Source organism: Streptomyces olindensis (assembly GCF_040645895.1).
Taxonomy (GTDB): domain Bacteria; phylum Actinomycetota; class Actinomycetes; order Streptomycetales; family Streptomycetaceae; genus Streptomyces; species Streptomyces olindensis.
Map to the genome: position 1 here is coordinate 1 of NZ_JBEYZD010000021.1, position 23,424 is coordinate 23,424.

22 protein-coding genes, 1 other RNA gene and 1 pseudogene are annotated in these 23,424 nt (G+C 74.0%); 12 read left to right on the top strand and 12 right to left on the bottom strand.

Going from position 1 to position 23,424, the window contains the following annotated elements:
- Positions 1-339 precede the first annotated feature (339 nt).
- The 3 genes from ABZ948_RS15810 to ABZ948_RS15820 all read right to left on the bottom strand — a co-directional run bounded on the left by ABZ948_RS15810 (position 340) and on the right by ABZ948_RS15820 (position 3,214).
- Entirely contained in the window at positions 340-627 is a 288-nt protein-coding gene (locus ABZ948_RS15810) for a hypothetical protein (RefSeq protein WP_359759855.1), read from the bottom strand.
- Between the two features lie 107 nt (positions 628-734).
- Positions 735-1,385 carry a class I SAM-dependent methyltransferase gene (locus ABZ948_RS15815; RefSeq protein ID WP_359759857.1) on the bottom strand — a complete coding sequence of 217 codons (651 nt, stop codon included), beginning with the start codon at positions 1,383-1,385 and terminating at the stop codon, positions 735-737.
- A gap of 89 nt (positions 1,386-1,474) precedes the next feature.
- Positions 1,475-3,214, bottom strand: coding sequence for an MFS transporter (locus ABZ948_RS15820; protein ID WP_359759858.1), 1,740 nt, complete (start codon positions 3,212-3,214; stop codon positions 1,475-1,477).
- A gap of 215 nt (positions 3,215-3,429) precedes the next feature.
- Here ABZ948_RS15820 and ABZ948_RS15825 point away from each other — a divergent pair, with 215 nt between their 5' ends.
- The gene (locus ABZ948_RS15825) at positions 3,430-4,890 is read left to right on the top strand and encodes an MFS transporter (RefSeq protein ID WP_359759859.1); all 1,461 of its coding nucleotides are present in this window, start codon (positions 3,430-3,432) and stop codon (positions 4,888-4,890) included.
- A gap of 223 nt (positions 4,891-5,113) precedes the next feature.
- Positions 5,114-5,854: a class I SAM-dependent methyltransferase gene (locus tag ABZ948_RS15830; protein ID WP_359759861.1), complete on the top strand. Its 741-nt coding sequence runs from the start codon at positions 5,114-5,116 to the stop codon at positions 5,852-5,854.
- A gap of 12 nt (positions 5,855-5,866) precedes the next feature.
- On the opposite strand, the gene ABZ948_RS15835 is transcribed toward ABZ948_RS15830, so the two are convergent.
- From ABZ948_RS15835 to ABZ948_RS15845, 3 genes are read right to left on the bottom strand one after another with little or no spacing between them, the layout of a single operon-like run.
- Complete coding sequence (locus ABZ948_RS15835; protein ID WP_359759862.1) at positions 5,867-6,484, bottom strand: response regulator; 618 nt, start codon at positions 6,482-6,484, stop codon at positions 5,867-5,869.
- Positions 6,481-7,695, bottom strand: coding sequence for a polysaccharide pyruvyl transferase family protein (locus ABZ948_RS15840; RefSeq protein WP_359759864.1), 1,215 nt, complete (start codon positions 7,693-7,695; stop codon positions 6,481-6,483). Before ABZ948_RS15840 ends, ABZ948_RS15835 begins: the two co-directional genes overlap by 4 nt.
- 31 nt (positions 7,696-7,726) lie before the next feature.
- Positions 7,727-9,220: a sensor histidine kinase gene (locus ABZ948_RS15845; protein WP_359759866.1), complete on the bottom strand. Its 1,494-nt coding sequence runs from the start codon at positions 9,218-9,220 to the stop codon at positions 7,727-7,729.
- A gap of 309 nt (positions 9,221-9,529) precedes the next feature.
- Between ABZ948_RS15845 and ABZ948_RS15850 the strand changes: the two genes are divergently transcribed.
- Genes ABZ948_RS15850 through ABZ948_RS15860 form a run of 3 tightly spaced genes read left to right on the top strand, consistent with a single transcriptional unit; the run spans position 9,530 to position 12,447 of the window.
- Positions 9,530-10,387: a MaoC/PaaZ C-terminal domain-containing protein gene (locus tag ABZ948_RS15850; RefSeq protein WP_359759867.1), complete on the top strand. Its 858-nt coding sequence runs from the start codon at positions 9,530-9,532 to the stop codon at positions 10,385-10,387.
- A gap of 31 nt (positions 10,388-10,418) precedes the next feature.
- Positions 10,419-11,495 (top strand): Zn-dependent alcohol dehydrogenase, encoded by a 1,077-nt coding sequence (locus tag ABZ948_RS15855; RefSeq protein ID WP_359759868.1) that lies wholly within the window; start codon positions 10,419-10,421, stop codon positions 11,493-11,495.
- Between the two features lie 10 nt (positions 11,496-11,505).
- Positions 11,506-12,447, top strand: a complete 942-nt coding sequence (locus ABZ948_RS15860; protein WP_359759870.1) for a 3-oxoacyl-ACP reductase — start codon at positions 11,506-11,508, stop codon at positions 12,445-12,447.
- Positions 12,448-12,516: 69 nt separating this feature from the next.
- On the opposite strand, the gene ABZ948_RS15865 is transcribed toward ABZ948_RS15860, so the two are convergent.
- Positions 12,517-12,681 carry a hypothetical protein gene (locus tag ABZ948_RS15865; protein ID WP_356519550.1) on the bottom strand — a complete coding sequence of 55 codons (165 nt, stop codon included), beginning with the start codon at positions 12,679-12,681 and terminating at the stop codon, positions 12,517-12,519.
- Positions 12,682-12,778: 97 nt separating this feature from the next.
- Positions 12,779-14,092 (bottom strand): hypothetical protein, encoded by a 1,314-nt coding sequence (locus tag ABZ948_RS15870; RefSeq protein WP_359759872.1) that lies wholly within the window; start codon positions 14,090-14,092, stop codon positions 12,779-12,781.
- A gap of 199 nt (positions 14,093-14,291) precedes the next feature.
- Here ABZ948_RS15870 and ABZ948_RS15875 point away from each other — a divergent pair, with 199 nt between their 5' ends.
- Genes ABZ948_RS15875 through ABZ948_RS15885 form a run of 3 tightly spaced genes read left to right on the top strand, consistent with a single transcriptional unit; the run spans position 14,292 to position 17,556 of the window.
- Complete coding sequence (locus tag ABZ948_RS15875) at positions 14,292-15,140, top strand: Nif3-like dinuclear metal center hexameric protein (protein ID WP_359759874.1); 849 nt, start codon at positions 14,292-14,294, stop codon at positions 15,138-15,140.
- Positions 15,137-15,880: a zinc ribbon domain-containing protein gene (locus ABZ948_RS15880; RefSeq protein ID WP_359760024.1), complete on the top strand. Its 744-nt coding sequence runs from the start codon at positions 15,137-15,139 to the stop codon at positions 15,878-15,880. The genes ABZ948_RS15875 and ABZ948_RS15880 overlap by 4 nt, the downstream gene beginning before the upstream one ends.
- A 20-nt stretch (positions 15,881-15,900) precedes the next feature.
- A complete protein-coding gene (locus tag ABZ948_RS15885; protein ID WP_359759876.1) occupies positions 15,901-17,556 on the top strand; it encodes a bifunctional RNase H/acid phosphatase in 1,656 nt (551 codons plus the stop codon).
- On the opposite strand, the gene eda is transcribed toward ABZ948_RS15885, so the two are convergent.
- From eda to ABZ948_RS15905, 4 genes are all read right to left on the bottom strand, one after another.
- A complete protein-coding gene (gene eda, locus ABZ948_RS15890) occupies positions 17,531-18,181 on the bottom strand; it encodes a bifunctional 4-hydroxy-2-oxoglutarate aldolase/2-dehydro-3-deoxy-phosphogluconate aldolase (protein WP_359759878.1) in 651 nt (216 codons plus the stop codon). The two genes, ABZ948_RS15885 and eda, sit on opposite strands and share 26 nt — an antisense overlap.
- A gap of 90 nt (positions 18,182-18,271) precedes the next feature.
- Positions 18,272-19,054 carry a peroxide stress protein YaaA gene (gene yaaA / locus ABZ948_RS15895; protein WP_359759880.1) on the bottom strand — a complete coding sequence of 261 codons (783 nt, stop codon included), beginning with the start codon at positions 19,052-19,054 and terminating at the stop codon, positions 18,272-18,274.
- A gap of 42 nt (positions 19,055-19,096) precedes the next feature.
- On the bottom strand, positions 19,097-19,669 hold the full coding sequence (locus ABZ948_RS15900; protein WP_359759882.1) for a hypothetical protein: 573 nt from the start codon (positions 19,667-19,669) through the stop codon (positions 19,097-19,099).
- Complete coding sequence (locus ABZ948_RS15905; protein ID WP_359759884.1) at positions 19,666-20,421, bottom strand: MerR family transcriptional regulator; 756 nt, start codon at positions 20,419-20,421, stop codon at positions 19,666-19,668. Before ABZ948_RS15905 ends, ABZ948_RS15900 begins: the two co-directional genes overlap by 4 nt.
- A 95-nt stretch (positions 20,422-20,516) precedes the next feature.
- Here ABZ948_RS15905 and ABZ948_RS15910 point away from each other — a divergent pair, with 95 nt between their 5' ends.
- From ABZ948_RS15910 to rnpB, 4 genes and pseudogenes are all read left to right on the top strand, one after another.
- Positions 20,517-21,125 (top strand): Uma2 family endonuclease, encoded by a 609-nt coding sequence (locus ABZ948_RS15910; protein WP_435857510.1) that lies wholly within the window; start codon positions 20,517-20,519, stop codon positions 21,123-21,125.
- Positions 21,126-21,148: 23 nt separating this feature from the next.
- Positions 21,149-21,976: an AraC family transcriptional regulator gene (locus tag ABZ948_RS15915; RefSeq protein WP_359759888.1), complete on the top strand. Its 828-nt coding sequence runs from the start codon at positions 21,149-21,151 to the stop codon at positions 21,974-21,976.
- Between the two features lie 52 nt (positions 21,977-22,028).
- Positions 22,029-22,775, top strand: a pseudogene (locus ABZ948_RS15920) (DMT family transporter); the annotation flags it as partial.
- A 115-nt stretch (positions 22,776-22,890) separates the two neighbouring features.
- Positions 22,891-23,296: RNase P RNA component class A (gene rnpB, locus ABZ948_RS15925), an RNA gene on the top strand.
- Positions 23,297-23,424 lie beyond the last annotated feature (128 nt).

The following is a 23,424-nucleotide window of genomic DNA, read 5'->3' on the forward strand; positions in this document are numbered from 1 at the left end:
GGGCGAGGCGGGCCGTTGCGCGTCCCGGCCGGTGGTGGCTGCCCGGTGTTGCCGGTCTCGCTCCCGTGTCGGCCAGGGGCGAGGCGGGCCGTTGCGCGTCCCGGCCGGTGGTGGCTGCCCGGTGTTGCCGGTCTCGCTCCCGTGTCGGCCAGGGGCGAGGCGGGCCGTTGCTCGTCCCGGCCGGTGGTGGCTGCCCGGTGTTGCCGGTCTCGCTCCCGTGCCGGCAGGGCCGAAGGGGGCCGTTGCTCGTCCCGACCGGTGGTGGTTCCCCCCGGCGGTGCCGGTCTCGCTCCCGGTCGGCCAGGGCAGAGCGGGCGTAGCACGGCCCACCGGCGGCGGCTACCCGGCGTTGCCGTCGTCGCCGCCGTGGCGTACCGCCTCCTTCACCCGGGCCTCGATCTCCTGGCGGGGGGTCTCCTCCTGCTTCGCGAACGCGGTCACGGCCGCCTGGACGTCCCGGGCGAGGTCGCGCCAGGCGCGCCAGGCGGTCTCCCAGGTGGTGGTCTGCTGGTCGCTCCACTTGGTCTGGGTGGGCGGCCCGTACGCGTCCTGCAGCTCACGCACGCGGGCGTACGCCTCGTCCGCCGCGCGCTGCTTCTCGACGAGCTCTGCGAAGGTGTGTGCCACGCGCCCGGATCCTTGGGCAGCGGAGGGCGCCCGCCGACTCGCCACGCCGCCCGTGGGCCGACCGGGAGCAGGCGGGGAGCGTGCGGTTCACCCGCCCAGCCGTTCCTCTAGACGCCCGGGCCCGTGCGCCGCAGCACCCGCAGTGAGTCCGTCGCCGAGACCTCCGTGAAAGCGCCCGAGGCGAGGGCCCGGAGGTAGACGCGGTACGGGGCCTGGCCGGTGAACTCGTCCTGCGGGTCCGGGAAGACGTCGTGGATGAGGAGCAGCCCGCCCTCGGCGACGTGCGGCGCCCAGCCCTCGTAGTCGGCCGTGGCGTGCTCGTCGGTGTGGCCGCCGTCGATGAAGACGAAGCCGAGCGGCGTGCGCCAGAACGCGGCGATCTGCGGGGACCGGCCGACCAGGGCCACCACGTGGTCCTCCAGCCCGGCCCGGTACAGGGTGCGGCGGAACGCCGGCAGCGTGTCCATCACCCCGAGCTCGGGGTCGACCGTCTCCGGGTCGTGGTACTCCCAGCCGGGCTGCTGCTCCTCGCTGCCGCGGTGGTGGTCGACGGTGAGCGCGCTGACCCCGGCCTCGCGGGCGGCGTCGGCGAGCAGGATCGTGGACCGCCCGCAGTACGTGCCGACCTCCAGCAGCGGCAGCCCCAGCCGCCCGGCCTCCACGGCCGCCGCGTACACGGCCAGTCCCTCCGCCACGGGCATGAACCCCTTCGCCGCCTCGAACGCGGCCAGGATCTCGGGCTTCGGGGCCGCGGGCATGGGGTTCCTCTCGGTCGTACGACGGTCCGGGCGCCCATCGTGCCGTACCCCCCGCCGGGGGACGACAGGGGGTACGGGTGGGGAACGGGTCAGGCGGTGACCGTCTCGCCCGGCAGCGACAGATCCAGGTCGACGGGACGGTCGTCGCCCGCGTGGGTCGCGGACGAGGCGAGCGGTTCGTGGCCCGCCGCCCGTACCGCCACGACGTAGGAGCCCTGGGCGGGGACGGTGAGCGCGTAGCCGCCGTCCTCGGCGGAGAGCGTCGCCCCGGCCTGGCGGCCCCGGCGGTCGATCAGGGTGACCCTGGCTCGGGCGACCGGGACGCCGTCGGCGGCCAGCACGCGGCCCCGGAAGCCCCGCAGGGCCTGCTCGGCGCGCTCCAGCGCCGCGTCCTCCTCGCTGCTGGCGCGCAGCTGCGGCTGCTGCGAGGGCCGCCGGCCCGGCAGGAACAGCGCCAGCACCAGACCCACGGCCACCGCCGCCGTCGCGATCAGGAAGGAGACCCGGAAGCCGTGCATGGTCGGGATCTCGACGCCGCCGACGGTGTTCGCGGTGTCGGCCAGCACCATGCCGATGACCGCGCTCGACACCGACGTGCCGATGGAACGCATCAGCGTGTTGAGGCCGTTGGCGGCGCCGGTCTCCGACGCCGGGACCGCGCCGACGATCAGCGCGGGCAGCGAGGAGTAGGCGAGGCCGATGCCCGCGCCGAGGAGGACGGAGATGACCAGGCTCTGCCACGGGGCGCTCATCAGCCCGAGCCCGGCGCCGTAGCCGATGGCGATGATCAGCAGGCCGAGGATCAGCGTCACCCTGGGGCCGTACTTCGCGGACAGCCGGGCGTAGACGGGTGCCGTGAACATCATCGTCAGACCGAGCGGCGCGACGAGCAGACCCGCGACGACCATCGACTGGCCGAGGCCGTAGCCGGTGGACTTCGGCAGCTGGAGGAGCTGGGGCAGGACCAGGGAGACGACGTAGAAGGAGACGCCGACCATGATCGAGGCGAGGTTGGTGAAGAGCACGGCCGGGCGGGCCGTTGTGCGCAGGTCGACCAGCGGGGCCTTGACGCGCAGCTCCATCACGCCCCACAGCACGAGCACGACCGCCGACGCGGCGAACAGGCCGAGCGTGGTGCCGGAGGCCCAGCCCCAGTCGCTGCCCTTGGTGATCGGCAGCAGGAACAGCACGAGGCCGGCGGAGAGGCCCAGCGCGCCCGGCAGGTCGAAGGAGCCCTCGGCGCGCATCGGGGACTCCGGCACGACGAGGAGGGTGAGGGCGATCGAGAGCACGCCGAGGCCGGCGGCGCCGTAGAACAGGGCGTGCCAGTCGCTGTGCTGGGCGACCAGGGCGGCGGCGGGCAGGGCGAGGCCGCCGCCGACGCCTATGGAGGAACTCATCAGGGCCATCGCTGAGCCGAGCTTCTCGCGGGGCAGCATGTCGCGCATCAGGCCGATGCCGAGCGGGATCGCGCCCATCGCGAAGCCCTGGAGCGTGCGGCCGGTGATCATGAGCAGCAGATCGCTGGTGAGCGCGCTGACGAGCGCGCCCAGCACCATCACCGACAGGCTCAGGATCAGCATCCGGCGCTTGCCGTAGAGGTCGCCGAGGCGGCCCATGATCGGGGTGGCCACGGCACCCGAGAGGAGGGTCGAGGTCAGGACCCAGGTGGCGTTGCTGGGGGCGGTGTCCAGCAGTTGCGGCAGATCCTTGATGACCGGGACGAGCAGGGTCTGCATCACCGCGACAACGATGCCCGCGAAGGCGAGCACCGGGACCACGGCCCCGCTCGCTCTGCCGGCGGGGCGGTCTGTCGTCGTCTGCGTCATGGAGTGGGGCCTCCGAGCCGGGGGGTTCGGGCGTGCATGGGTACGTGGAGCATGAACCTTGTATGCGCAGGCAACTATTCCGTTGCTTTGGCACTCTAACGAAAACTTGACCTTTCCTTGGGGTGGACCCCAGGTGCGGGCCGGGGACCTAGGTCCCCGGCCCGAGGCCGGTCACGGCGAAATCCCGATGCAAGGGGTGCAAGGCGGTTGAGAGCATGACACCCATGCTCGAATCCGCCGATGCCGCCGCCGCCCGCACCTCCCGCCTCCCCTGGCTGCGCGCCCGCGGAGCGCCGCCGATGTGGCTCGTCGTCGCGCTCACCTGCGCCGGGCAGTTCCTCGTCGTGCTCGACGTGTCCGTCGTCAACGTGGCGCTGCCGTCGATGCGGACCGGGCTCGGCCTGAGCGAGCAGGGCCTGCAGTGGGTGGTGAACGCCTACGCCATCGCCTTCGCCGGGTTCATGCTGCTCGGCGGGCGGGCCGGCGACCTCTACGGCCGCAAGCGGATGTTCCTCGTCGGGCTGGGCCTGTTCACCCTCGCCTCCCTGGCCGGCGGGCTGGCCCTCGACGACTGGCAGCTGCTCCTCGCCCGGGCCGTGCAGGGGCTGGGCGCCGCGGTGCTGGCGCCCTCGACGCTGACGATCCTCACCGCCTCGGTGCCGGAGGGCGCCGCCCGGGCCCGGGCCATAGCGACCTGGACGGCGGTCGGCGCCGGGGGCGGCGCGGCGGGCGGCCTGGTCGGCGGGCTGCTGGTGGAGACGCTGTCCTGGCGGTGGGTGCTGCTCATCAACGTGCCCGTGGGCGCCGTGGTGCTGGGCGCGGCCGCCTGGTTCCTCGCCGAGGGCCGGGAGCGGGACGGGCGGCGGCTCGACCTGCCCGGCGCGCTGCTCGTCACGGCCGGGCTCGGCACGCTGGCCTACGGCATCTCCCGGACGGAGGCGGCGGGCTGGACGGCACCGGCCGCGCTGCTGCCGCTGCTCGCCGGGCTCCTGCTGATCGGGCTGTTCCTCGCGGTGGAGGCCCGCACGGCGAGCCCGCTGATGCCGCTCGGACTGCTGCGCCTGCGCGCGGTCTCCTCGGCGAACATGGCGATGTTCCTGTGCGGCTCCGCCATGTTCTGCATGTGGTTCTTCATGACCCTCTACGCCCAGAACGTCCTCGGCTACACCCCGCTGGAGGCCGGCCTCGCCCTGGTCCCGAGCTCCCTGGCCGTCATCATCGGCTCCAAGCTCGCGCCCCGGCTCATGCGGGGTGCCGGACCGCGCACGGTGGCGGTGCTGGGGACGCTGGTCGCCGTGGCGGGCTTCGCCTGGCAGTCGACGATGACCGCGGAGGGCTCCTACGCGACGGCCATCCTGTTCCCCGGCATCCTCATGATGCTCGGCGCGGGCCTCGCGGCGACACCGCTCGCCTCCCTCGCCACCTCCGGCGCGCCCCCCGGTGAGGCCGGGCTGGTGTCCGGCCTCGTCAACACCTCCCGCACGATGGGCGGTTCCCTCGGGCTGGCGGTCCTGTCCACCCTGGCGGCGGCCCGTTCGGCGGGCAGTACGACGCCGCAGGCCCTCACGGAGGGCTACGCGTCGGCGTTCCGGGTGGGGGCCGCGGTGCTGGCGGCGGGGGTGCTGCTGATGTGGGTCTGGCTGCCCCGCACGGCGGGGGAGCGGCAGGACCGCTGACGCGGGAAAAGAACGCCTGTCGCGTGGGCCGGAACAGCCCCGTGACGGCCCCTGGACAGCGCGCCACGGGCATTTCGGCACGGGGGCGGTGTGGTCCCGAGGCCCGTGACGCCCCCGGTGCGCGGCGGGCCGCCAGGCGCCTCCGGACCATGCCTGAAAACCGCCCTGACCTGGCCTTTCGCCGCTACTCGGCCTACCGTTGGCGGTCGCGGAAGGGGGCCGGATGGACCGGAACATACGCACTGTCGACGACGTACTCGCCCTGCTCGACGGGCTGTTCGCACCCGAGGCCGACCGGTGGTCGCAGCGGGGAGCCGGATGGTGGGACGCCTTCTACGCCGACCGCTCCCGGCCGGTGCCGTTCTTCGTGGCGAAGCCGGACGAGAACCTGGTGCGACTGGTGGAGCGGGGGCCGGCCGGCGGGCGGCGTGCGCTCGACCTGGGGTGCGGCGCGGGGCGCAACGCGCTGTACCTGGCGGCGCGCGGCTTCGAGGTCGACGCGGTCGACCTGTCCTCGACGGCCGTCGACTGGGCCCGGGACCGGGCCGGGCAAACCGGGGTGAAGGGTGTGCGGTTCCAGTGCGGGGACGCCTTCGCGCTCGCCGGCACGGAACTCACCGGGCCGTACGACCTCGTGTACGACTCCGGCTGTTTCCACCACCTGCCGCCGCACCGGCGGGTCGGCTACCTGGCGCTGCTGGAGCGGCTCCTGGCCCCCGGCGGCCTGTTCGCCCTGACGTGTTTCGCGGCCGGGGCCGGCGGGATGGGGTCGGAGCTGTCCGACGCCGACTTCTACCGCGAGGGGGCGGGGCTGCGCGGCGGGCTGGCCTACACGCCCGAGGCGCTGCGGGACATCTTCTCCGGGCTGACCGAGGTCGAACTGCGGCGGATGCGGGACGAGCCGGAGGATTCGGAGTGCTTCGGGGAGTCCTTCCTGTGGACGGCGTCGTTCCGGCGGGGGTAGCACCCGTCGGGCTCAGAGCCAGCCCTGGCGGCGTGCCTCGCGGAGGGCCTCCATGCGGTTGCGGGTGCCGGTCTTGCCGATGGCGGCGGAGAGGTAGTTGCGGACCGTGGACTCCGAGAGGTGGAGCCGGGCGGCGATGTCGGCGACGGTCGCGCCGTCCGCCGACGCCCTGAGCGCGTCGCTCTCGCGGGCGGTGAGCGGGCTGGGGCCGGCGCTGAGCGCGGCGGCGGCCAGGGCGGGGTCGACGACGGTCTCGCCGGCCAGGACGCGGCGGATGGCGGCGGCGAGCTCCTCGACCGGCCCGTCCTTCACCAGGAAGCCGGTGGCCCCCGCCTCCATCGCGCGGCGGAGGTAGCCGGGACGGCCGAAGGTCGTGAGGATCAGCACCCGGCACTCGGGCAGCCGGGCGCGTAGGTCGGCGGCGGCGTCCAGGCCGCTGCGGCCCGGGAGTTCGATGTCGAGCAGGGCGACGTCCGGGCGGTGGGCGAGCGCCGCGTCCAGGATCGCGTCACCGGCCGCCACCTGGGCGACGACCTCGATGTCGTCCTCCATCCCGAGCAGCAGGGCGAGCGCGCCGCGCATCATGCCCTGGTCCTCGGCGAGCAGCACCCGCACCGGTCTGCCGGTCATGGGGCCGGGGCGGGGCGGGGAGCGCCGAGCAGCGAGGCCAGCGTCTCCGTGAAGGCCGTCGCCGAGTGGTCGGCGTGCTCGCGGATGCGCGTGGCGACGGCGTCGGCGCCGCCGCCCTCCACGAGCCGGACGAGCCGGTCGATGTCCTGGCCGTGCCCCTCCCGGGTGGACAGATAGAAGTCCGTCGCGTCGTACGCCATGTGGAAGACGTGCTTCTTCACATCGCTCAGCGTCAGGTAGTCGTCATGCGTCTTCGGCGTCGGCTCGGGCGCGCCGACGCACACCGCCGGGGTGCCGGCGCCCCAGGAGTTGACCGCCAGGTGGTAGGTGTCGGTGATGACCAGCCGGTAGCGGGACAGGACCGCCACCAGGTCGCCGATGGTGTGCTCCCCCGGGCGCCGCGCGATGTGGCCGACCGCGTCCGGGACGTCCCGGTCGAACCAGGGCAGCCACTCCAGCGGGGCGCCCAGACGGTCGGACAGGCCCTGGCAGAAGCCCGGCAGCCAGCCGGGGATCGGCGTACGGGCACCGAGGAACACGCCGATCGCACCGCCCTCGGGGACCGACCGGGACCACGGTGTGGTCGGGAGGTGGTCGAGGTCGCCCGGGCGGGAGAGCAGCGCCGCGTCGGAGCCGAAGTGGTCGGTCGTACGGTCCTTGCGGAGGTGCGCGATCTTGGCCGCCGAGAGCGGGTCCCGCACCCAGATCCGGTGACCGCGCGTCACCAGGCGGGTGAACAGCGGCCCGTACTCCTTGTCCTCGTAGTCGGACTGCGTGTTGTGCAGGATGGTCCCGCCGTAGCTGAGGGTCCGGGCGAGCAGTTCGTCCGGCTGGTCCGCCAGCAGCATGGTCCGGTGCAGCAGGGCCCGGGCGGCGTCCCGGTCGGCGGCGAAGCCGAAGTCGAGCAGGCGGTTCGTCGCGTCCTGCTCCAGGTAGTGGCGGGTGTGCAGGAAGTCGCCCCAGAAGACGACCGCGTCGTGGTCGCGGAGGTCGTCGAGGTGCTCGGTCAGCGGCAGGAACCGGAACGGGAAGCCGGTGTCGCGCGCGCACTCCCGCAGGGGCACGGTCTCCGGCGTGTGCAGCGTGTACCAGGTGGCGTCGAGCCCGCCGCCCATACGCCGCCGCAGGGACTCGAACGCCAAGTCGACGGTCAGCATGCCCGTGTTGCGGTACCCGATGTTCGGCGCGGTGATGACGGCGACGCGTGCCATGTGCTCCATTTCCCCTGGCCGTCGGCTTCCCCTAGGGCCTGTCGTCGCCCTGACCGGTGCCGACGCCGCCGACGTGTGACGCGGACCGTCGGCCAACGTACACGCCGGTGACGTCGTGCGGACGTTCCACCCCCTCCGGCCGGACATCGGCCCCCTCTGCCCGGGCGTCGGCCCCCTCTGCCCGGGCGTCGGCCCCCTCTGCCCGGGCGTCGGCCCCCTCCGGCCGGGCGTCGGCCGCGTCCAGGGGGAGTTCGGCCGTGACCGCGAACCCGCCCCTGGCCCGCGGGCCCGCCGTCAGCTTGCCGCCCGCCGCCGCGAGGCGCTCCGTCAGGCCGGTCAGCCCCGTACCGCCGGTGGCCGCCCCGGCCCCGCCTCCGACGAGCGCCTTGCCCCCAACGAGCGCCTCGCCCTCAGCGACCGCCCCGCCTCCGACGACCGCCCCGGCCCCGTCGTCGGCCACGGTCAGCCGCACCCGCTCCCCGGCACCCGACAGGGTGATCTCGCAGCGGTGCGCCCCGCTGTGCCGGACGACGTTGGTGACCGCCTCCCGCACCACCCAGCCCAGCAGCGCCTCGGTCTGCGGCCCGGGCGGGGGGTCGCAGCGGCTGACGACGAGGGTGATGCCCGCCGCCGTCAGCGCCGAGTGCGCCCGGTCGAGTTCGGCGGCGAGGCTGCCCTGCCGGTAGCCGGTCACAGCCTCCCGGATCTCCGTCAGGGCCTGGCGGCCCACGGCCTCGATGTCCGTGATCTGGGCGAGCGCCGCGTCCAGGTCGCGGGCGGCCAGCCGGCGGGCCGCCTCCGACTTCACGACGATCACCGACATCGTGTGCCCGAGCAGGTCGTGCAGGTCGCGGGAGAACCGCAGCCGCTCCTTCTCGACCGCCCGGCGGGCCAGCGCCTCCCGCGCGGCGCGCAACTCGTGCACCGCCTCGGAGAGGCGCATGATCGCGGCCGTCACCATCGTCGAGATCCAGGTGGCGTACGCGATGTCCAGGCCGCCCCAGCCGTCGTGGAAGCAGGCCACCGCACCCGCCAGCACCGCCACCGCCGTACCGGCGGGCCGCAGGTGCGACAGGCGCAGGGCCGCGCCCGTCGCGAGCCCCAGCAGGGGGAAGAACAGCAGCCAGTTGTCGCCGTAGCCGGCGGCGAGCGAGCATGTCACGGCCGTCAGCAGGGCGAGCGCCACACGGGTGGAGCGGGCCTCGCGCTTCTCCTTGTGGAACGAGCGCAGCGCCACGTAGATGTAGAGCGAGTTGAAGGCCAGCAGCCCCAGGCCGCCCATCCACGGGTTCGGCGTGCGGCCCTGGAAGAGGCTGGAGCACGCGCCCAGCCCCAGCAGCAGCCACGGCAGCAGGGTGAGGCCGCTGGGCGGCGGGCCGGGGTGCTCGCCCGCCCGCCGGGCGGCTCGCCACTCCGCCTTCAGGCGCTCCTTGTCGGCCTGGTAGTACCGCTGCCGCTCCCGGCCCTCCCGGGCGGCCGACCGTATGGCCTCGACGCGGCAGTGGACCTCGTGTCTCCAGGACATGTCCCGCCTCCGATCAGAGGTGCGCCGCGCCGCGGCGGTGCGAAGCACAGCGTACGAACCAGTTCATGGCAGCGACGCTACGGACCGGCCGGGGTCCTCCGGCAGAGGCGCTTGTACGGAATCGGGCAGGACAAATGTCATCGCCCGATCGATCTGACGCGGTGTCAGGAGCCTTCACAACTGCGGGGGGCTGGGCTATACAGAGGGCGCAGGACTGGAACGCGTTCCAGTTCGGTGCCAGACGGCCTCGGTGCGGCCGACGGTGCGGACGGCCGTACCGAGGTCTTCCCCACGGCGATCAGGAGCCCCATGCCCATCGACGCAGCCAAGGCGCTCGCCGCCGAACCCCGGACCGGCGAGATCTCCTGGGACCACAAGGACGTGCAGCTCTACCACCTCGGCATCGGCGCCGGAACTCCCGCCACCGACCCCGACGAGCTGCGCTACACCCTGGAGTCCCGGCTGCACGTCCTGCCGAGCTTCGCCACCGTCGCGGGCGCCGGGAAGCCCGGCGTGACCGGCGGGCTGTCCATGCCCGGCATCGACGTCGACCTCGCCCGGGTCCTGCACGGCGGGCAGAGCCTTGAGATCCACCGCCCGCTCCCCGCCGAGGGCCGCGCGACCGCCACCGGGCGGATCGCCGCCGTGTACGACAAGGGCAAGGCGGCCGTCCTCGTCATGCGCACCGACGTGGCCGACGCCGACGGGCCGCTGTGGACCAGCGACGCGCAGATCTACGTGCGGGGGGAGGGCGGCTGGGGCGGCGACCGGGGGCCGTCCGGCCGGCTCGACCCGCCCGCCGGCGCACCGGACCGGACCGTGGAACGGCCCGTGCGCGAGGACCAGGCCCTGCTCTACCGCCTCTCCGGCGACTGGAACCCGCTGCACGCCGACCCGGAGTTCGCCAAGGTCGCCGGCTTCGAGCGGCCCATCCTGCACGGCCTGTGCACCTACGGCATGACCCTCAAGGCGGTCGTCGACACGCTGCTCGGCGGGGACGTGACCCGGGTGCGCTCGTACGCCACGCGGTTCGCCGGGGTCGTGTACCCGGGGGAGACGCTGCGCGTGCGCATGTGGCGTACGGACGGCGCGATCCGGGTCGCCGTCAGTGCCGTGGAGAGGGACGACGCGCCCGTCCTCGCCGACACCGTCGTCGCACACACCTGAGTTCCGCACGCCGTACGAGGGGAGCCGCACCATGCGCGCAGCCGTACTGCACGAGATCGGCCAGGACAAGCTGGAGGTCCTCGACGACGTCGAGGCGGTGGGGTTCGGACCCGGCAAGGTGCGGATCCGGGTGCGCGCGGCGGGGCTGTGCCACTCGGACCTGTCCGCGATGAGCGGGGTGCTGCCGCAGCCCGGGCCGTTCGTGCCCGGGCACGAGGGGGCGGGCGAGATCCTCGAAGTCGGTGAGGGCGTCGGCCACTTGACGGCCGGTGACCGGGTCGTCGTGTGCTGGCTGCCCGCCTGCGGCGCGTGTCCCGCCTGCAAGCGCGGACAGACCGAGCTGTGCCTCGCCGGGTTCATGAACGCGGGCACCCCCAACTTCAGGCGGCCCGGCGGGGACGTCTTCGGCATGGCCGGCACCGGCACCTTCACCGAGGAGGTCGTCGTCGACGCCGGGTGCGCGGTCCCCATACCCGACGACGTGCCCTTCGACATCGCCGCCCTCATCGGCTGCGGGGTGACGACCGGGCTGGGCGCGGCACTCAACACGGCGGACGTGACGGCCGGTTCGTCGGTGGCGGTCATCGGGTGCGGGGGCGTGGGCCTCTCCGTGATCCAGGGGGCCCGGCTGCGCGGGGCCGCCGAGATCGTCGCCGTCGACCCGGTCGTGACGCGACGCGAGGCGGCCTTGCGGTTCGGGGCCACACGGGCCGTGCCCCCCGGCGAACTGGCCGACGCCGGGCAGCAGATCACCGGCGGTGAGGGCTTCGACTACGTCTTCGAGGTCGTCGGCAAGTCGGCCACCGCACGCGCCGCCTACGAGAACACCCGGCGCGGCGGCACCCTCGTCGTGGTCGGGGCGGGCGCCATGGACGACTTCCTCCAGCTGAACATGTTCGAGCTGTTCTTCGACGAGAAGCGGATCCTGCCCTCCATGTACGGCGGCGGGGACATCCTGCGCTCCTACGAACGCACCATCGCCCTGTGGCGCGCGGGCCGCGTCGACCTGGCGGGCCTGATCACCCACCGGGTCCCCTTCGCCGACATCAACGAGGCCCTGGACCAGATGCGGACCGGGACCGCCCTGCGTACGTGCATCGAGATGTGAGGACACCGCCATGCCGCTGCCGCTCCAGGGACTGTCCGCGATCGTCACCGGCGCGGGCCGCGGGCTCGGCCGGGCCGAGGCACGGGAACTGGCCCGGCTCGGCGCCGCCGTGATCGTCAACGACTACGGGCAGCCCGGCCGCGACGGTACGGGCGAGGCCTCCGCCGGACCGGCCGAGCAGGTCGCCGCCGAGATCCGCGCGGCCGGCGGGACCGCGCTCGCGCACACCGGCGACGTCGCCGACTTCCGGCAGGCGCGCGAGCTTATCGAGCTGGCCGTCGCCGAGTTCGGCAAGCTCGACATCCTCGTCAACAACGCGGGCATCCTGCGCGACCGCATGGTGTTCTCGATGGCCGAGGAGGAGTGGGACGCCGTGCTCCGCGTGCACCTCAAGGGGCACTTCAACACCACCCGGTTCGCCGCCGCCCACTGGCGGGAGCGGTCCAAGCGGGCCGGGGAGCCGGTGTTCGGGCGGATCGTCAACACCTCCTCGGAGGCGTTCCTCGCCGGTTCGGCCGGACAGCCCAACTACGCCGCCGCCAAGGGCGGGATCGTCGGCCTCACCACCTCCACCGCCCTCGCCCTCGGCAAGTACGGCGTGACGGCCAACGCCATCTGCCCCCGCGCCCGCACCCGGATGACCGAGGACGTCTTCGCGGGCGTCGAGCAGCCCTCCGGGGGCGGCCTCGACCCGCTCGCCCCCGAGCACGTCGCCCCGCTGGTCGGCTACCTGGCCTCGCCCGCCGCGGCCCGGGTGACCGGGCAGCTCCTCGTGGTGCACGGCGGCATGGTGGCCGTCGTCGAACGGCCCCGGGTCGCCGCCAAGTTCGACAGCAAGCAGGACACCTTCACCTACGACGAGCTGGACGCCGTCCTCGGGCCGTACTACGCGGACCGGCCGGCGGGGGAGACGTTCGCCGCTGCGGAGGTGCTGGGGCTCAGACGCGGGTGAGGAACAGGGAACGGCCCCTCCCGCCGCAGGGCGGGAGGGGCCGTTCACGCGTCGGTGACTGGCGTGCCGTCAGGCCGCAGTCACGGCTTGCTCGGTCTCCGCCACCGGCTTGCGGTGGCGTCCGCGCGGAGCCGTCTCGCTGTCTTGCGTGGAGACCTCGCCACGGTGCCGGCCGTGGCCGGCGGAGATCTCCTGGACGTCATTGCGCGGCTGGTTCGTGCTGGCGTCGCTCATCGGATGGAATTCACCCCGTCAACATGATCTTTCTTACAGCCGGGCGAGTCTAACCGGCCCCCCACACCCCGGATCCAGGCGGCCACGCCAACCGGCACTAGTTCGTTACAAGGCGTCCCAACGGCGCCTGCTGCAACGGGACCGGGCGCGGCGCCGAGGGGGCCGGGGACGGCCCGGGACCTGCCGGGGACGGCCCGGAACCGGCCGGTGAAGGTCCGGGGCCGGCCGGTGAAGGTCCGGGGCCGGCCGGTGAAGGGGGGTGCGGCGGGTGCCCGGAGTGTTCCGGACGCGGGGGCGCCGGTTCCGGCGGGTGCCCCGAGGGCGCCGGCTCCTCGGGGTGGGCCTCGGGCTCCGGATACGGCGGCGCCGCACCGGCCTCCGGCGGCTCGGCCGCTGGCGGACCGACCTGGGCCACACCGCACGGCACGTCCCGCGTCACGAACGGCAGGCGCAGCACCCCGTCCGCCGTCCACAGGCCCGTGCCCGCCAACCACCCCTCCGGCGCCGGGAGGTGGTGCACCCGCCGCTCGGCCGGCCGCCACACGCCGATCCAGCTGCCCGCCGGCCCGTCGACCCGCAGCGCCACCGCACAGCTCTCCGGCGTCAGCATCTGCCCCGGCTGGATCGCGAACGGCGTGACGGAGCAGTCCCGCAGCCGCAGGCACTGCGGGAACCGCACCGGCAGCGTGCTGCCCAGGACCCCCCAGCCCAGCCGGGCCCGCCCGGGCGAGGGCGCGTCCGAGCGGACGATGAGCAGCCCGCTGTCGTGGTCGGCGAGCAGCAGCCGGTCGTCGCTGTCGGCGGCGATCTGCAGCAGCGGCGACACCTCCCCGCCGCGGTCCAGGTCCACCACGACGGCCTTGGTGCGACCGCCGGTCTCCCGGTCCAGGGCCAGCAACCGCGCCGTACGGTCCAGCCACACCCCGCCCGAGCAGCGGCCGGGCAGCTCGGCCAGCCGCTCGGGCCCGAAGGCGCCGCCCGCCACCAGCCACACCGACGTCGAGCGCGGCCCGACGGCGAGGGCGTACGCCTTCTCGCCCCCGGGCACCGGCGGCAGCAGCCGCAGCCGGGCGGAGTCGTCCGGGCACTCGACCGCGCCCAGGGGCAGCTCACCGGTGCCGGGCCCGGTCGGATACAGCAGGGAGAAGGCGTGCCGCCGGGCCACCAGCCGGTGGATGAGGACCCGCCCGTCCCCCATCGGCTGCACTTCGGTGCCGGGCTCCTCCGGCTGGTTGCGGGGCAGGGGTACCGCGTAGGGCTCCGGGCCGTCGAGGGTCCAGCGCTCCGGGAACCAGGAGTCGCCGGCCGAGGCGAGGCGTGCGGCGTAGGCACCGTCCACGGTGAGCGTGCAGCCCGCCGGCGCCGCCCCGTCCTCGTGTCCCGCCGAAGGCTCGATCGCACAGGCCGTCATCGTTCGGTCACCTCCAGTGACGAACGTAGTTTTCGCACGAACGGGCGGGGAATTCCCTGGCGCCCCACTTCACACATAAGGGTGTTCCAGGAACGATTCGCCTGAGGAAAAGGGGGCGATTGTGCTGAGCGGGGCGATGGGTGCCGGGAGCGGGCGGTGGCGGTTCAACGCCACAGATCAGACGGGTAGCCTTGCACCCGTGCCCCGTCTGTCTGAAGTCATCGCCGCGCTGGAGAACCTGTGGCCCGCCGAGCGGGCCGAGTCCTGGGACGCGGTCGGCACGGTCGTGGGCGACCCGGACCAGGAGGTCACGCGGGTGCTGTTCGCCGTCGACCCGGTCCAGGAGATCGTCGACGAGGCGGTGAAGCTGGACGCCGACCTGCTCGTCACCCACCACCCGCTCTACCTGCGCGGCACGACGACGGTCGCGGCGACGCACTTCAAGGGCCGCGTCGTCCACACGCTCATCAAGAACGACATCGCGCTGCACGTCGCCCACACCAACGCCGACACCGCCGACCCGGGTGTCTCCGACGCCCTCGCCGGCGCCCTGGACCTCAGGGTCACCGGGCCGCTCGTGCCGGACCCCGCCGACCCCGAGGGACGCCGGGGCCTGGGCCGCGTCTGCGCCCTGGACCATCCGCTGACCGTCCGCGAGTTCGCCGCCCGGGCCGCCGAGCGGCTGCCCGCCACCGCGCAGGGCGTCCGCGTCGCCGGCGACCCCGAGGCGCTGGTGCGCACGGTCGCCGTCAGCGGCGGCTCCGGCGACAGCCTCTTCGACCACGTCCGCGCGGCGGGCGTCGACGCCTTCCTCACCGCGGACCTGCGCCACCACCCGGCGGCCGAGTTTCTGGCGGATCGCGCCCACAGCCCCCTCGCGCTGCTCGACGCGGCGCACTGGGCCACCGAGTGGCCCTGGTGCGAGCTGGCCGCGAGCCAGCTCGACGAGATCTCCGACCGGCACGGATGGGACCTGCGCGTCCACGTCTCGAAGACGGTCACCGACCCCTGGACCAGCCACTCACCGTCACCTGGAGCCCCCAACTGAACGCCGCGCCCGCCGACCAGATCCGCCTCCTCGACGTCCAGGCCCTCGACGTCCGCCTCCAGCAGCTCGCGCACAAGCGGAAGTCGCTGCCCGAGCACGCCGAGATCGAGTCGCTGACCAAGGACCACACCCAGCTGCGCGACCTGCTCGTGGCCGCGCAGACCGAGGAGAGCGACACCGCCCGCGAGCAGACCAAGGCCGAGCAGGACGTGGACCAGGTGCGCCAGCGCGCCACCCGCGACCAGCAGCGCCTGGACTCCGGCGCCGTCACCTCCCCCAAGGACCTGGAGAACCTCCAGCGCGAGATCGCCTCCCTCGCCAAGCGGCAGGGCGATCTGGAGGACGTGGTGCTGGAGGTCATGGAGCGCCGGGAGTCCGCGCAGGAGCGGGTGGCCGAGCTGACCGAACGCGTCGCCTCCGTCCAGTCGAAGATCGACGACGCGGCCGCGCGCCGCGACGCGGCCCTCGAGGAGATCGACGGGGAGACCGCCACGGTCACCAAGGAGCGCGAGGTCATCGCCGGGTCCGTCCCCGCCGACCTGCTCAAGCTCTACGACAAGCTGCGCGAGCAGCAGGGCGGCATCGGCGCGGCGAAGCTGTACGCGCGCAGCTGCCAGGGCTGCCGGCAGGAGCTCGCCATCACGGAACTGAGCGAGATCCGCAAGGCGGCGCCCGACACGGTCATCCGCTGCGAGAACTGCCGCCGCATCCTGGTGCGCACGTCCGAGTCCGGTCTCTAGGCCTCCGGGGAGCCGTTGCGGTGCGGGAGTTCATCATCGAGGCCGACGGCGGGTCGCGGGGCAACCCGGGGCCGGCCGGCTACGGGGCCGTGGTCGGCGACGCGGCGACGGGGGAGACCCTGCGGGAGACCGCCGAGTACATCGGCGTCGCCACGAACAACGTCGCCGAGTACCGCGGCCTCCTCGCCGGCCTGCACGCCGCCCACGCGCTGGACCCGGCCGCGACGGTCCACGTCCGGATGGACTCCAAGCTCGTCATCGAGCAGATGTCGGGCCGCTGGAAGATCAAGCACCCCGACATGAAGCCCCTGGCGGCGGAGGCGGCCCGGGTCTTCCCGCCCGGGCGCGTCACCTACACGTGGATCCCCCGCGCCGAGAACAAGCACGCGGACCGCCTGGCCAACGAGGCGATGGACGCCGGGGCCAGGGGGGAGCAGTGGTCGGAGCCGGCGTCGACGGCTGAGCTGGACACGGTGGCCGGGGTTGCCGGGGGTGGCGGGGCCGTGCGTGCCGGGGTTGCCGGGGGCGGCGGGGCCGTACGTGCCAGGGTTGCCGGGGGCGGCGGTGAGGCTGCACCTGCCGGGGACGGCGCCGGCGCCGCACCTGCCGGGGCTGCCGGGGGCGCTGGCGGGGCCGCGCCTGTTGGGGGTGGCGGCGGCGCCGTACCTGCCGGGGTTGCCGGGGCCGGCGGCGGGGCCGCACCTGCCGGGGCTGAGACTCGCACGGACAAGGCCGCACCTGCCGGGGCTGAGACTCGCACGGACAAGGCCGCACCTGCCGGGGCTGCCGGGGGCGCCGGCGAGGCCGTAACCGGCGAGACCGCACCCGGCGAGACCGCACCCGGCGATGCCGCATCCGCCGAGACCGCATCCGCCGAGACCGCATCCGCCGAGACCGCACCCGACGAGACCGCATCCGCCGAGACCGCACCCGACGAGACCGCACCCGACGAGGCCGCATCCGCCGATGCCGACACCCGCGCGGACAAGGCCGCCGCCGACACCCGTGCCGCCAAAGCCGTGGCCGCGCCCGGCTGGGCCCCCGCCGACATGGGCGCGCCCGCCACCTTCGTCCTGCTCCGGCACGGCGAGACCCCGCTCACCCCGCAGAAGCGCTTCTCCGGCAGCGGCGGCACCGACCCCTCCCTCTCCGACGCCGGCCGGGAGCAGGCCGAGCGGGCCGCCGCGCTGCTGGCCCGGCGGGGCACGATCCAGGCGGTCGTGTCCTCGCCCCTCACCCGGACCCGCGAGACCGCCGGCATCGTCGCGGCCCGGCTCGGGCTCGACGTGGAGATCGAGGACGGGCTCCGCGAGACCGACTTCGGCGCCTGGGAGGGACTCACCTTCGCCGAGGTGCGCGAGCGCCACCCGGACGACCTGAACGCCTGGCTGGCCTCCCCGGACGCCGAACCCACCGGCGGCGGCGAGAGCTTCGCGGCGACCGCCACCCGGATCGCCGCCACCCGCGACAAGCTGATCGCGGCGTACGCGGGCCGCACGGTCCTGCTCGTCACCCACGTGACCCCGATCAAGACGTTCGTCCGGCTCGCCCTCGGCGCCCCGCCGGAGTCGCTGTTCCGCATGGAACTGTCGGCCGCGTCCCTGTCGGTCGTCGCCTACTACGCGGACGGCAACGCCAGCGTCCGCCTCCTCAACGACACGTCCCACCTGCGCTGAGCGCCGCCGCCGCACGGGCCAGCGCCTCGACGCGCCCCCAGTCGCGGCCCGCCACCGCGTCCTGCGGCAGCATCCAGCTCCCGCCCACACAGCCGACGTTGGGCAGCGCCAGATAGTCCGGGGCGGAGGCCGGGCCGATGCCGCCCGTGGGGCAGAACCGCGCCTGCGGGAGCGGCCCCGACAGCGACTTCAGATACGCCGTACCGCCCGCGGCCTCGGCCGGGAAGAACTTCATCTCCCGCACCCCGCGCTCCAGCAGCGCCACGACCTCGGACGCCGTCGACACCCCCGGCAGGAACGGCACGCCCGATGCCCGCATCGCCTCCACCAGGGCGTCCGTCCAGCCGGGACTGACCAGGAACCGGGCACCCGCGGCCACCGCCTCCGTCACCTGCGCGGGGCTGACGACCGTCCCGGCGCCGACCACCGCCCCCGGCACCTGACCGGCGATCGCCCGGATCGCCTCCAGCGCCGCGGGCGTCCGCAACGTCACCTCGATCGCGGGCAGCCCGCCCGCGACCAGCGCCCGCGCCAGCGGTACGGCATCGCCGGCCTCCTCGATGACGACGACGGGGACGACGGGCGCGAGATCCAGCACGGAGGCGGGCAGGGGAGAGGAGGCCATGGCGTCATACTGCCGCTCGCCGAGCACCCTGCGCAAAGGTCATTGCACTACGCGCAACGCATGCTGGTAGGCAACGCATGCTGGTAGGTGCTAATGAACCTCGTCCACCAGCACGTCCAGCGACCACGCCTGCCCCGCCTTCCCGGGCGCCGCCGCCTCCACGACGTATCCGAGGTCCCGGAGCACCTCCACCAGCTCGGCCGGAGACCCCGGGGCCGCCCCGGCGGTCAGCAGACCGCGCACGATCCGCCCCTTCGTCGCCTTGTTGAAGTGGCTGACCACCTTCCGGGTCGGCGCGTGCAGCACCCGCACGGTCGCCGTCCGCCCGGCCACCTCGCCCTTCGGCTTCCAGGCGGCGGCGTACGCGGCCGACCGCAGATCCAGCACCAGCCCGCCCCCGGCCAACTCCGGAAGCACCGACGCCATCGGCGTACGCCAGTGCGCGCCCAGCGCACCCAGACCCGGCAGCTTCACGCCCATCGAGCACCGGTAGGACGGGATCCGGTCCGTCACCCGGACCGCCCCCCACAGCCCGGAGAACACCAGCAGCGACCGCGCGGCACGCCGCTTGGCGGCCGCGTCGAGGGACGCGAGACCGAGCGCGTCGTACAGCACGCCGGTGTAGATCTCCCCGGCCGGACGCGCCCCCGCCGTCCGCAGCTCCGCGTTCTTCGCGACCTCGCCCCGCAGCCCCTCGCTCAGCCCGAGCACCTCGCGCGCCTTGTCCTCGTCGCCGGAGCACAGCTCGACCAGCTCGGTGAGGACGGCCTCCCGGGCCTCGGCGAGCCCCGGCAGGGACAGCGACTCCGGCTTCAGCGGCGCACCACGACCGGACGATGCCTTTCCTTCGGACGGCGGCAGCAGGACAAGCACGCGTACTCCTTCGATCGAACTCCGCCGACAGCGTACGGGGCCTCAGACACGCGCCCGTCCGAGGGCGCGGACCAGGCCGTCGGCGTCGTCGGCGTGGAAGCGGACGACCCGTACCTCGCGGCGCCGGCCGAGGAAGGTGACGTGGGTGACCGGCTCGGTCAGTTCGAGCGTGACGGTGGTCTGGGAACCGACCTCGACGTCCAGCTCGCCGTCGGCCCGCTCGTGCGTCATCCGCAGCTCGCGCCGCACGGAGGCGATCCGCTCCAGCGGCACGCGCAGATCGACGTGCACGTACCGCCGGATCCGCAGCGAGCCGTCCTCCAGCACGTGCGGGCGGACGACGGACGAGGCGTGCAGCCCGACGACGGCCACGACGCCGTACACGTCCAGGAAGAGGAACACCGCGTGCACGGTCGGGAAGTCCCGCAGCAGCACCGACATCGCCACCGTCTCGATCACGCACACGAACGCGAACCCGGCCATCATCGCGCCCTGCCCGCGCGCGTACCCGAAGGCCCGGCCGTGCTTCGTGCCGTGCGTACGCCGCGCCGCCCACAGCAGCAGACTCACCAGCACCCGCACCTCGTGCCGGACCAGCAGCCGCGCGGTCCTCATCGCCGCTCCTCGGCGAGGATCCGCAGCGTACGGCGCATCGCCTCCGCCTGCGCCGGGGCCAGGTCGTCGTAGAAGGCGCGCAGGACGCTGTCGTCCTGGTCGAGCTCCCCGACCTCCGGGAACAGCCCCGGGGGAATGCAGCCGGCGAGCGCCCGGGCCGCCTCCTCGACCCGAGGGTCGTCCGGCGCGGCGTCGGCGAGCGCGTCGAGCAGCGCGTACGCCGCACCGGCCCGCGCCACGGCCGCCGGACTGCCCAGCGCCTCTCCGACCGACGACACCATCCGCTCCCGGGCCTCCGCAGGCATGGAGGTCTCCAGGAAGGCGATGATCTCGCGGTCCTTGGCGGCCATGGGACTGTCCGACAGATGGGCGGTCCCGGCGAACAGCGCGGCCAGCTCGGGCGACACGGGCCCCTCCGCCGGCAGCCCGCCCTCCGCCTCCAGCAGCGCACGCAACCGTCCTCGCCGCTCCCGAATGGCCTCCTCCTGCCGCGCCAGATCCTCGTCCAGCTCGGTCAGCACCTCGACCAGGTCCTTCCCGGCGTCGTCCGCGAGCACGTCCCGCACCTCGGCGAGCCCCAGCCCCAGCTCCGTCAGCCGCCGGATCCGCGCCAGCGCGACGGCGTGCCGCAGCCCGTACTCCCGATACCCGTTGGCCCGCCGCTCCGGCTCGGCCAGCAGCCCCAGCTGGTGATAATGCCGCACGGCCCGCGTGGTCACGCCGACAACGCCGGCCAGTTCTCCGATCCGCATGCCACCAGTGAAGACGTTGACGTTGCGGCAGGGTCAAGCACGCACGGTCGGGGGAAGCGCAGCGTTCTCGCCGGCTGTTCCCTCTGCGATGCCCCATGCTGCTCTTGCCGAGCAGCGATGGAGGAGGGGATCTCGCCGTGACACCGGACCCGTACACGCAGAAGCTGCTGCTGGACTGGTTCGTCGACCTGGAAACCCCGGAGGGCTTCCGGGCCGAGCTCGTGGAAGGGGACCTCGTCCTCACACCGCTGCCGGACGGGCACCATGAGCACTGCATCAGCCGGATCGTGCGCCAGCTTCACCTCCGCTCAGAAATCGACATCCAGTTCTCCGGGAACAAGGGGCTGAAGCTGAACAGCGCAGCCGGCCGGGCCCAGGACCATGTGGTCCCGGACGGCACGGTCGTCGCCCGAGCGCCACGGCTCTTCCGTGGGGCGCCTCCCTGGATGCCCTGCGAGGGAGTCACCATGGTGCTGGAAGTGACCTTCACCAGGCCGGAGATCGACCGGGTGGCCAAACGCCGCTGTTACGCCCGTGGCGGCATCCCTCTCTACCTGCTCGTGGACCGGGACGCAGGCTCTACGACGCTGTTCAGCGAGCCGGAGCGCGACGACTGCTGTCGTCTCTCCACCGCGGCCTTCGGAAAGCGGCTCGCACTCCCCGAACCCTTCGCCTTCGACCTGGACACAGCGGACTTCCTCTGATCCCCTGGGCCCGGGGGTGGGTCATGGGGATACGGGAACAGGCCAGCTGGACCAGAGCCCGACTGGGCCGGGCCGGGCCGCCCCTGGACCTGCTCACCGCCCACTTCGATCAGCACACCTACGCGCCCCACGCTCACGACGAGTTCACGGTCGGTGTCACCGTCGGCGGGTCCGAGGTCATCGCCTACCGGGGCGGGCACATCCACTCCTACCCCGGCTCGATCGTCGTCCTGGAACCCGGCGAGATGCACACCGGCGGACCGGCCGCCGCCGACGGCTACGCCTACCAGGCCCTCTACGCCGAACCGGCCCTGCTCCGCGACGGCACCCTCGGCGGCCTCCCGCACTTTCGCGACCCCGTCCTGCACGACCCGGAACTCGCCGCCGCCCTGCGCGCCGCCCACACCGACATCAGCGCCCGCCCCGACCCGCTGGAGGCCGAGTCCCGGCTGCCCTGGCTGCTCACGGCCCTGGCCCGCCGCCACTCCACGGCCCGGGCGAGCGACGACACCCTGCCCGGCGCGGACCACATCGCCAGGACCGTCCGCGACCGCCTCGCGGACGAGATGCTGGACCCGCCCTCCCTGGCCGACCTCGCCACCGACCTGGGCCTGTCCCGCTACCAGCTCCTGCGCGCCTTCCGCACCACCACCGGCGTGCCGCCGTACGCCTGGCTCGCCCAGCACCGGGTGGCCCGGGCCCGCCGCCTCCTGGAAACCGGCCTGCGCCCCGCCGAGGTCGCCGGTCTCGTCGGCTTCGCCGACCAGGCGCACCTCACCCGCTGGTTCCGCCGCGTGCTGGGCGTGACCCCGGCGGCGTACCGCAACAGCGTTCAAGACACGACGGGCTGAGACGGCCGAGACTCGGCGCATGACTGCACGCGGCTGGTTCCTGTTCGCCCTGATGGGCGTGGTCTGGGGCGTCCCCTATCTGCTGATCAAGGTGGCGGTGGGCGAACTGTCCCCGTCGGCGGTGGTGTTCGCGCGCTGCGCGCTCGGCGCCGCCCTCCTCCTCCCCTTCGCCCTGCGCCAGCCGGGCCTGGTACGCACCGTGCGGACGCACTGGAAGCCGATGCTGGCGTTCGCCGTGATCGAGATCGTCGGCCCCTGGTACACCCTGACCGACGCCGAACGCCACCTCTCCAGCTCCACCGCGGGCCTGCTGATCGCGGGCGTACCGATCGTCGCGGTCCTTCTCTCCCGCTTCTTCGGCACGGCGGAGTCCCTCGGCGCCCGCCGCGTCACCGGCCTCGCGCTGGGCCTCGCCGGCGTCGGCGTCCTCACCGTGCCGCACCTGACCGGCGGCGACGCCTTCTCCCTGGCGGAGGTCCTGCTGACGGTCGTCGGCTACGCCACGGCCCCCCTGATCGCCGCCCGCCACCTCAAGGACGTCCCGACCCTGCACCTCATCACGCCCTGCCTGGCCCTGGCCGCCCTGGTCTACGCCCCCGCGGCCGTCGCCTCCCGCCCCGCGACGCTCCCCTCGCCCGAGACCCTCACCGCCCTCGCGGCCCTCGGCGTGGTCTGCACGGCCATCGCCTTCGTGGCGTTCCTGGAACTGATCAAGGAGGCCGGCCCGACCCGCGCGTCGGTCATCACGTACGTCAATCCGGCGGTCGCGGTGGCGGCCGGCGCCGTCTTCCTGGACGAGCACCTGACCCCGACGGTGCTGGCCGCCTTCGCCCTGATCCTGGCCGGCTCGGTCCTGGCCACGGCCGCGGCGCCGAAGCCCGCGCCACGCCGGGTACCATGGTCGACACGGCAGACGAGCCGGGCGGACGGCCGCGTGGAGTCCCCCTGACGGGGAGCTTCCCGAGGAACGTCCGGGCTCCACAGGGCAGGGTGGTGGCTAACGGCCACCCGGGGTGACCCGCGGGACAGTGCCACAGAAAGCAAACCGCCCGGCGCTCAGGCGCCGGGTAAGGGTGAAACGGTGGTGTAAGAGACCACCAGTGCCTGGGGTGACCCAGGCAGCTAGGTAAACCCCACCCGGAGCAAGGTCAAGAGGAGACACCCCGGTGTCTCTGCGCGGACGACCGAGGGCTGCCCGCCCGAGTCCGCGGGTAGACCGCACGAGGCCGGCGGCAACGCCGGCCCTAGATGGATGGCCGTCGCCCGGGGCTCCGCGAGGAACCCCGGGAACAGAACCCGGCGTACAGCCCGACTCGTCTGTCTTCTCCGCACTGTGTTGCCGCCGCGATCGGCTTCCTCAGTGTTTGCCACCACGCAACCGAGACGGAGAAGCCACTTCCCTCGATGGCGTCCGGCTCGGGCCTGCCAGTCGCAGGCCCTCGAGCTGG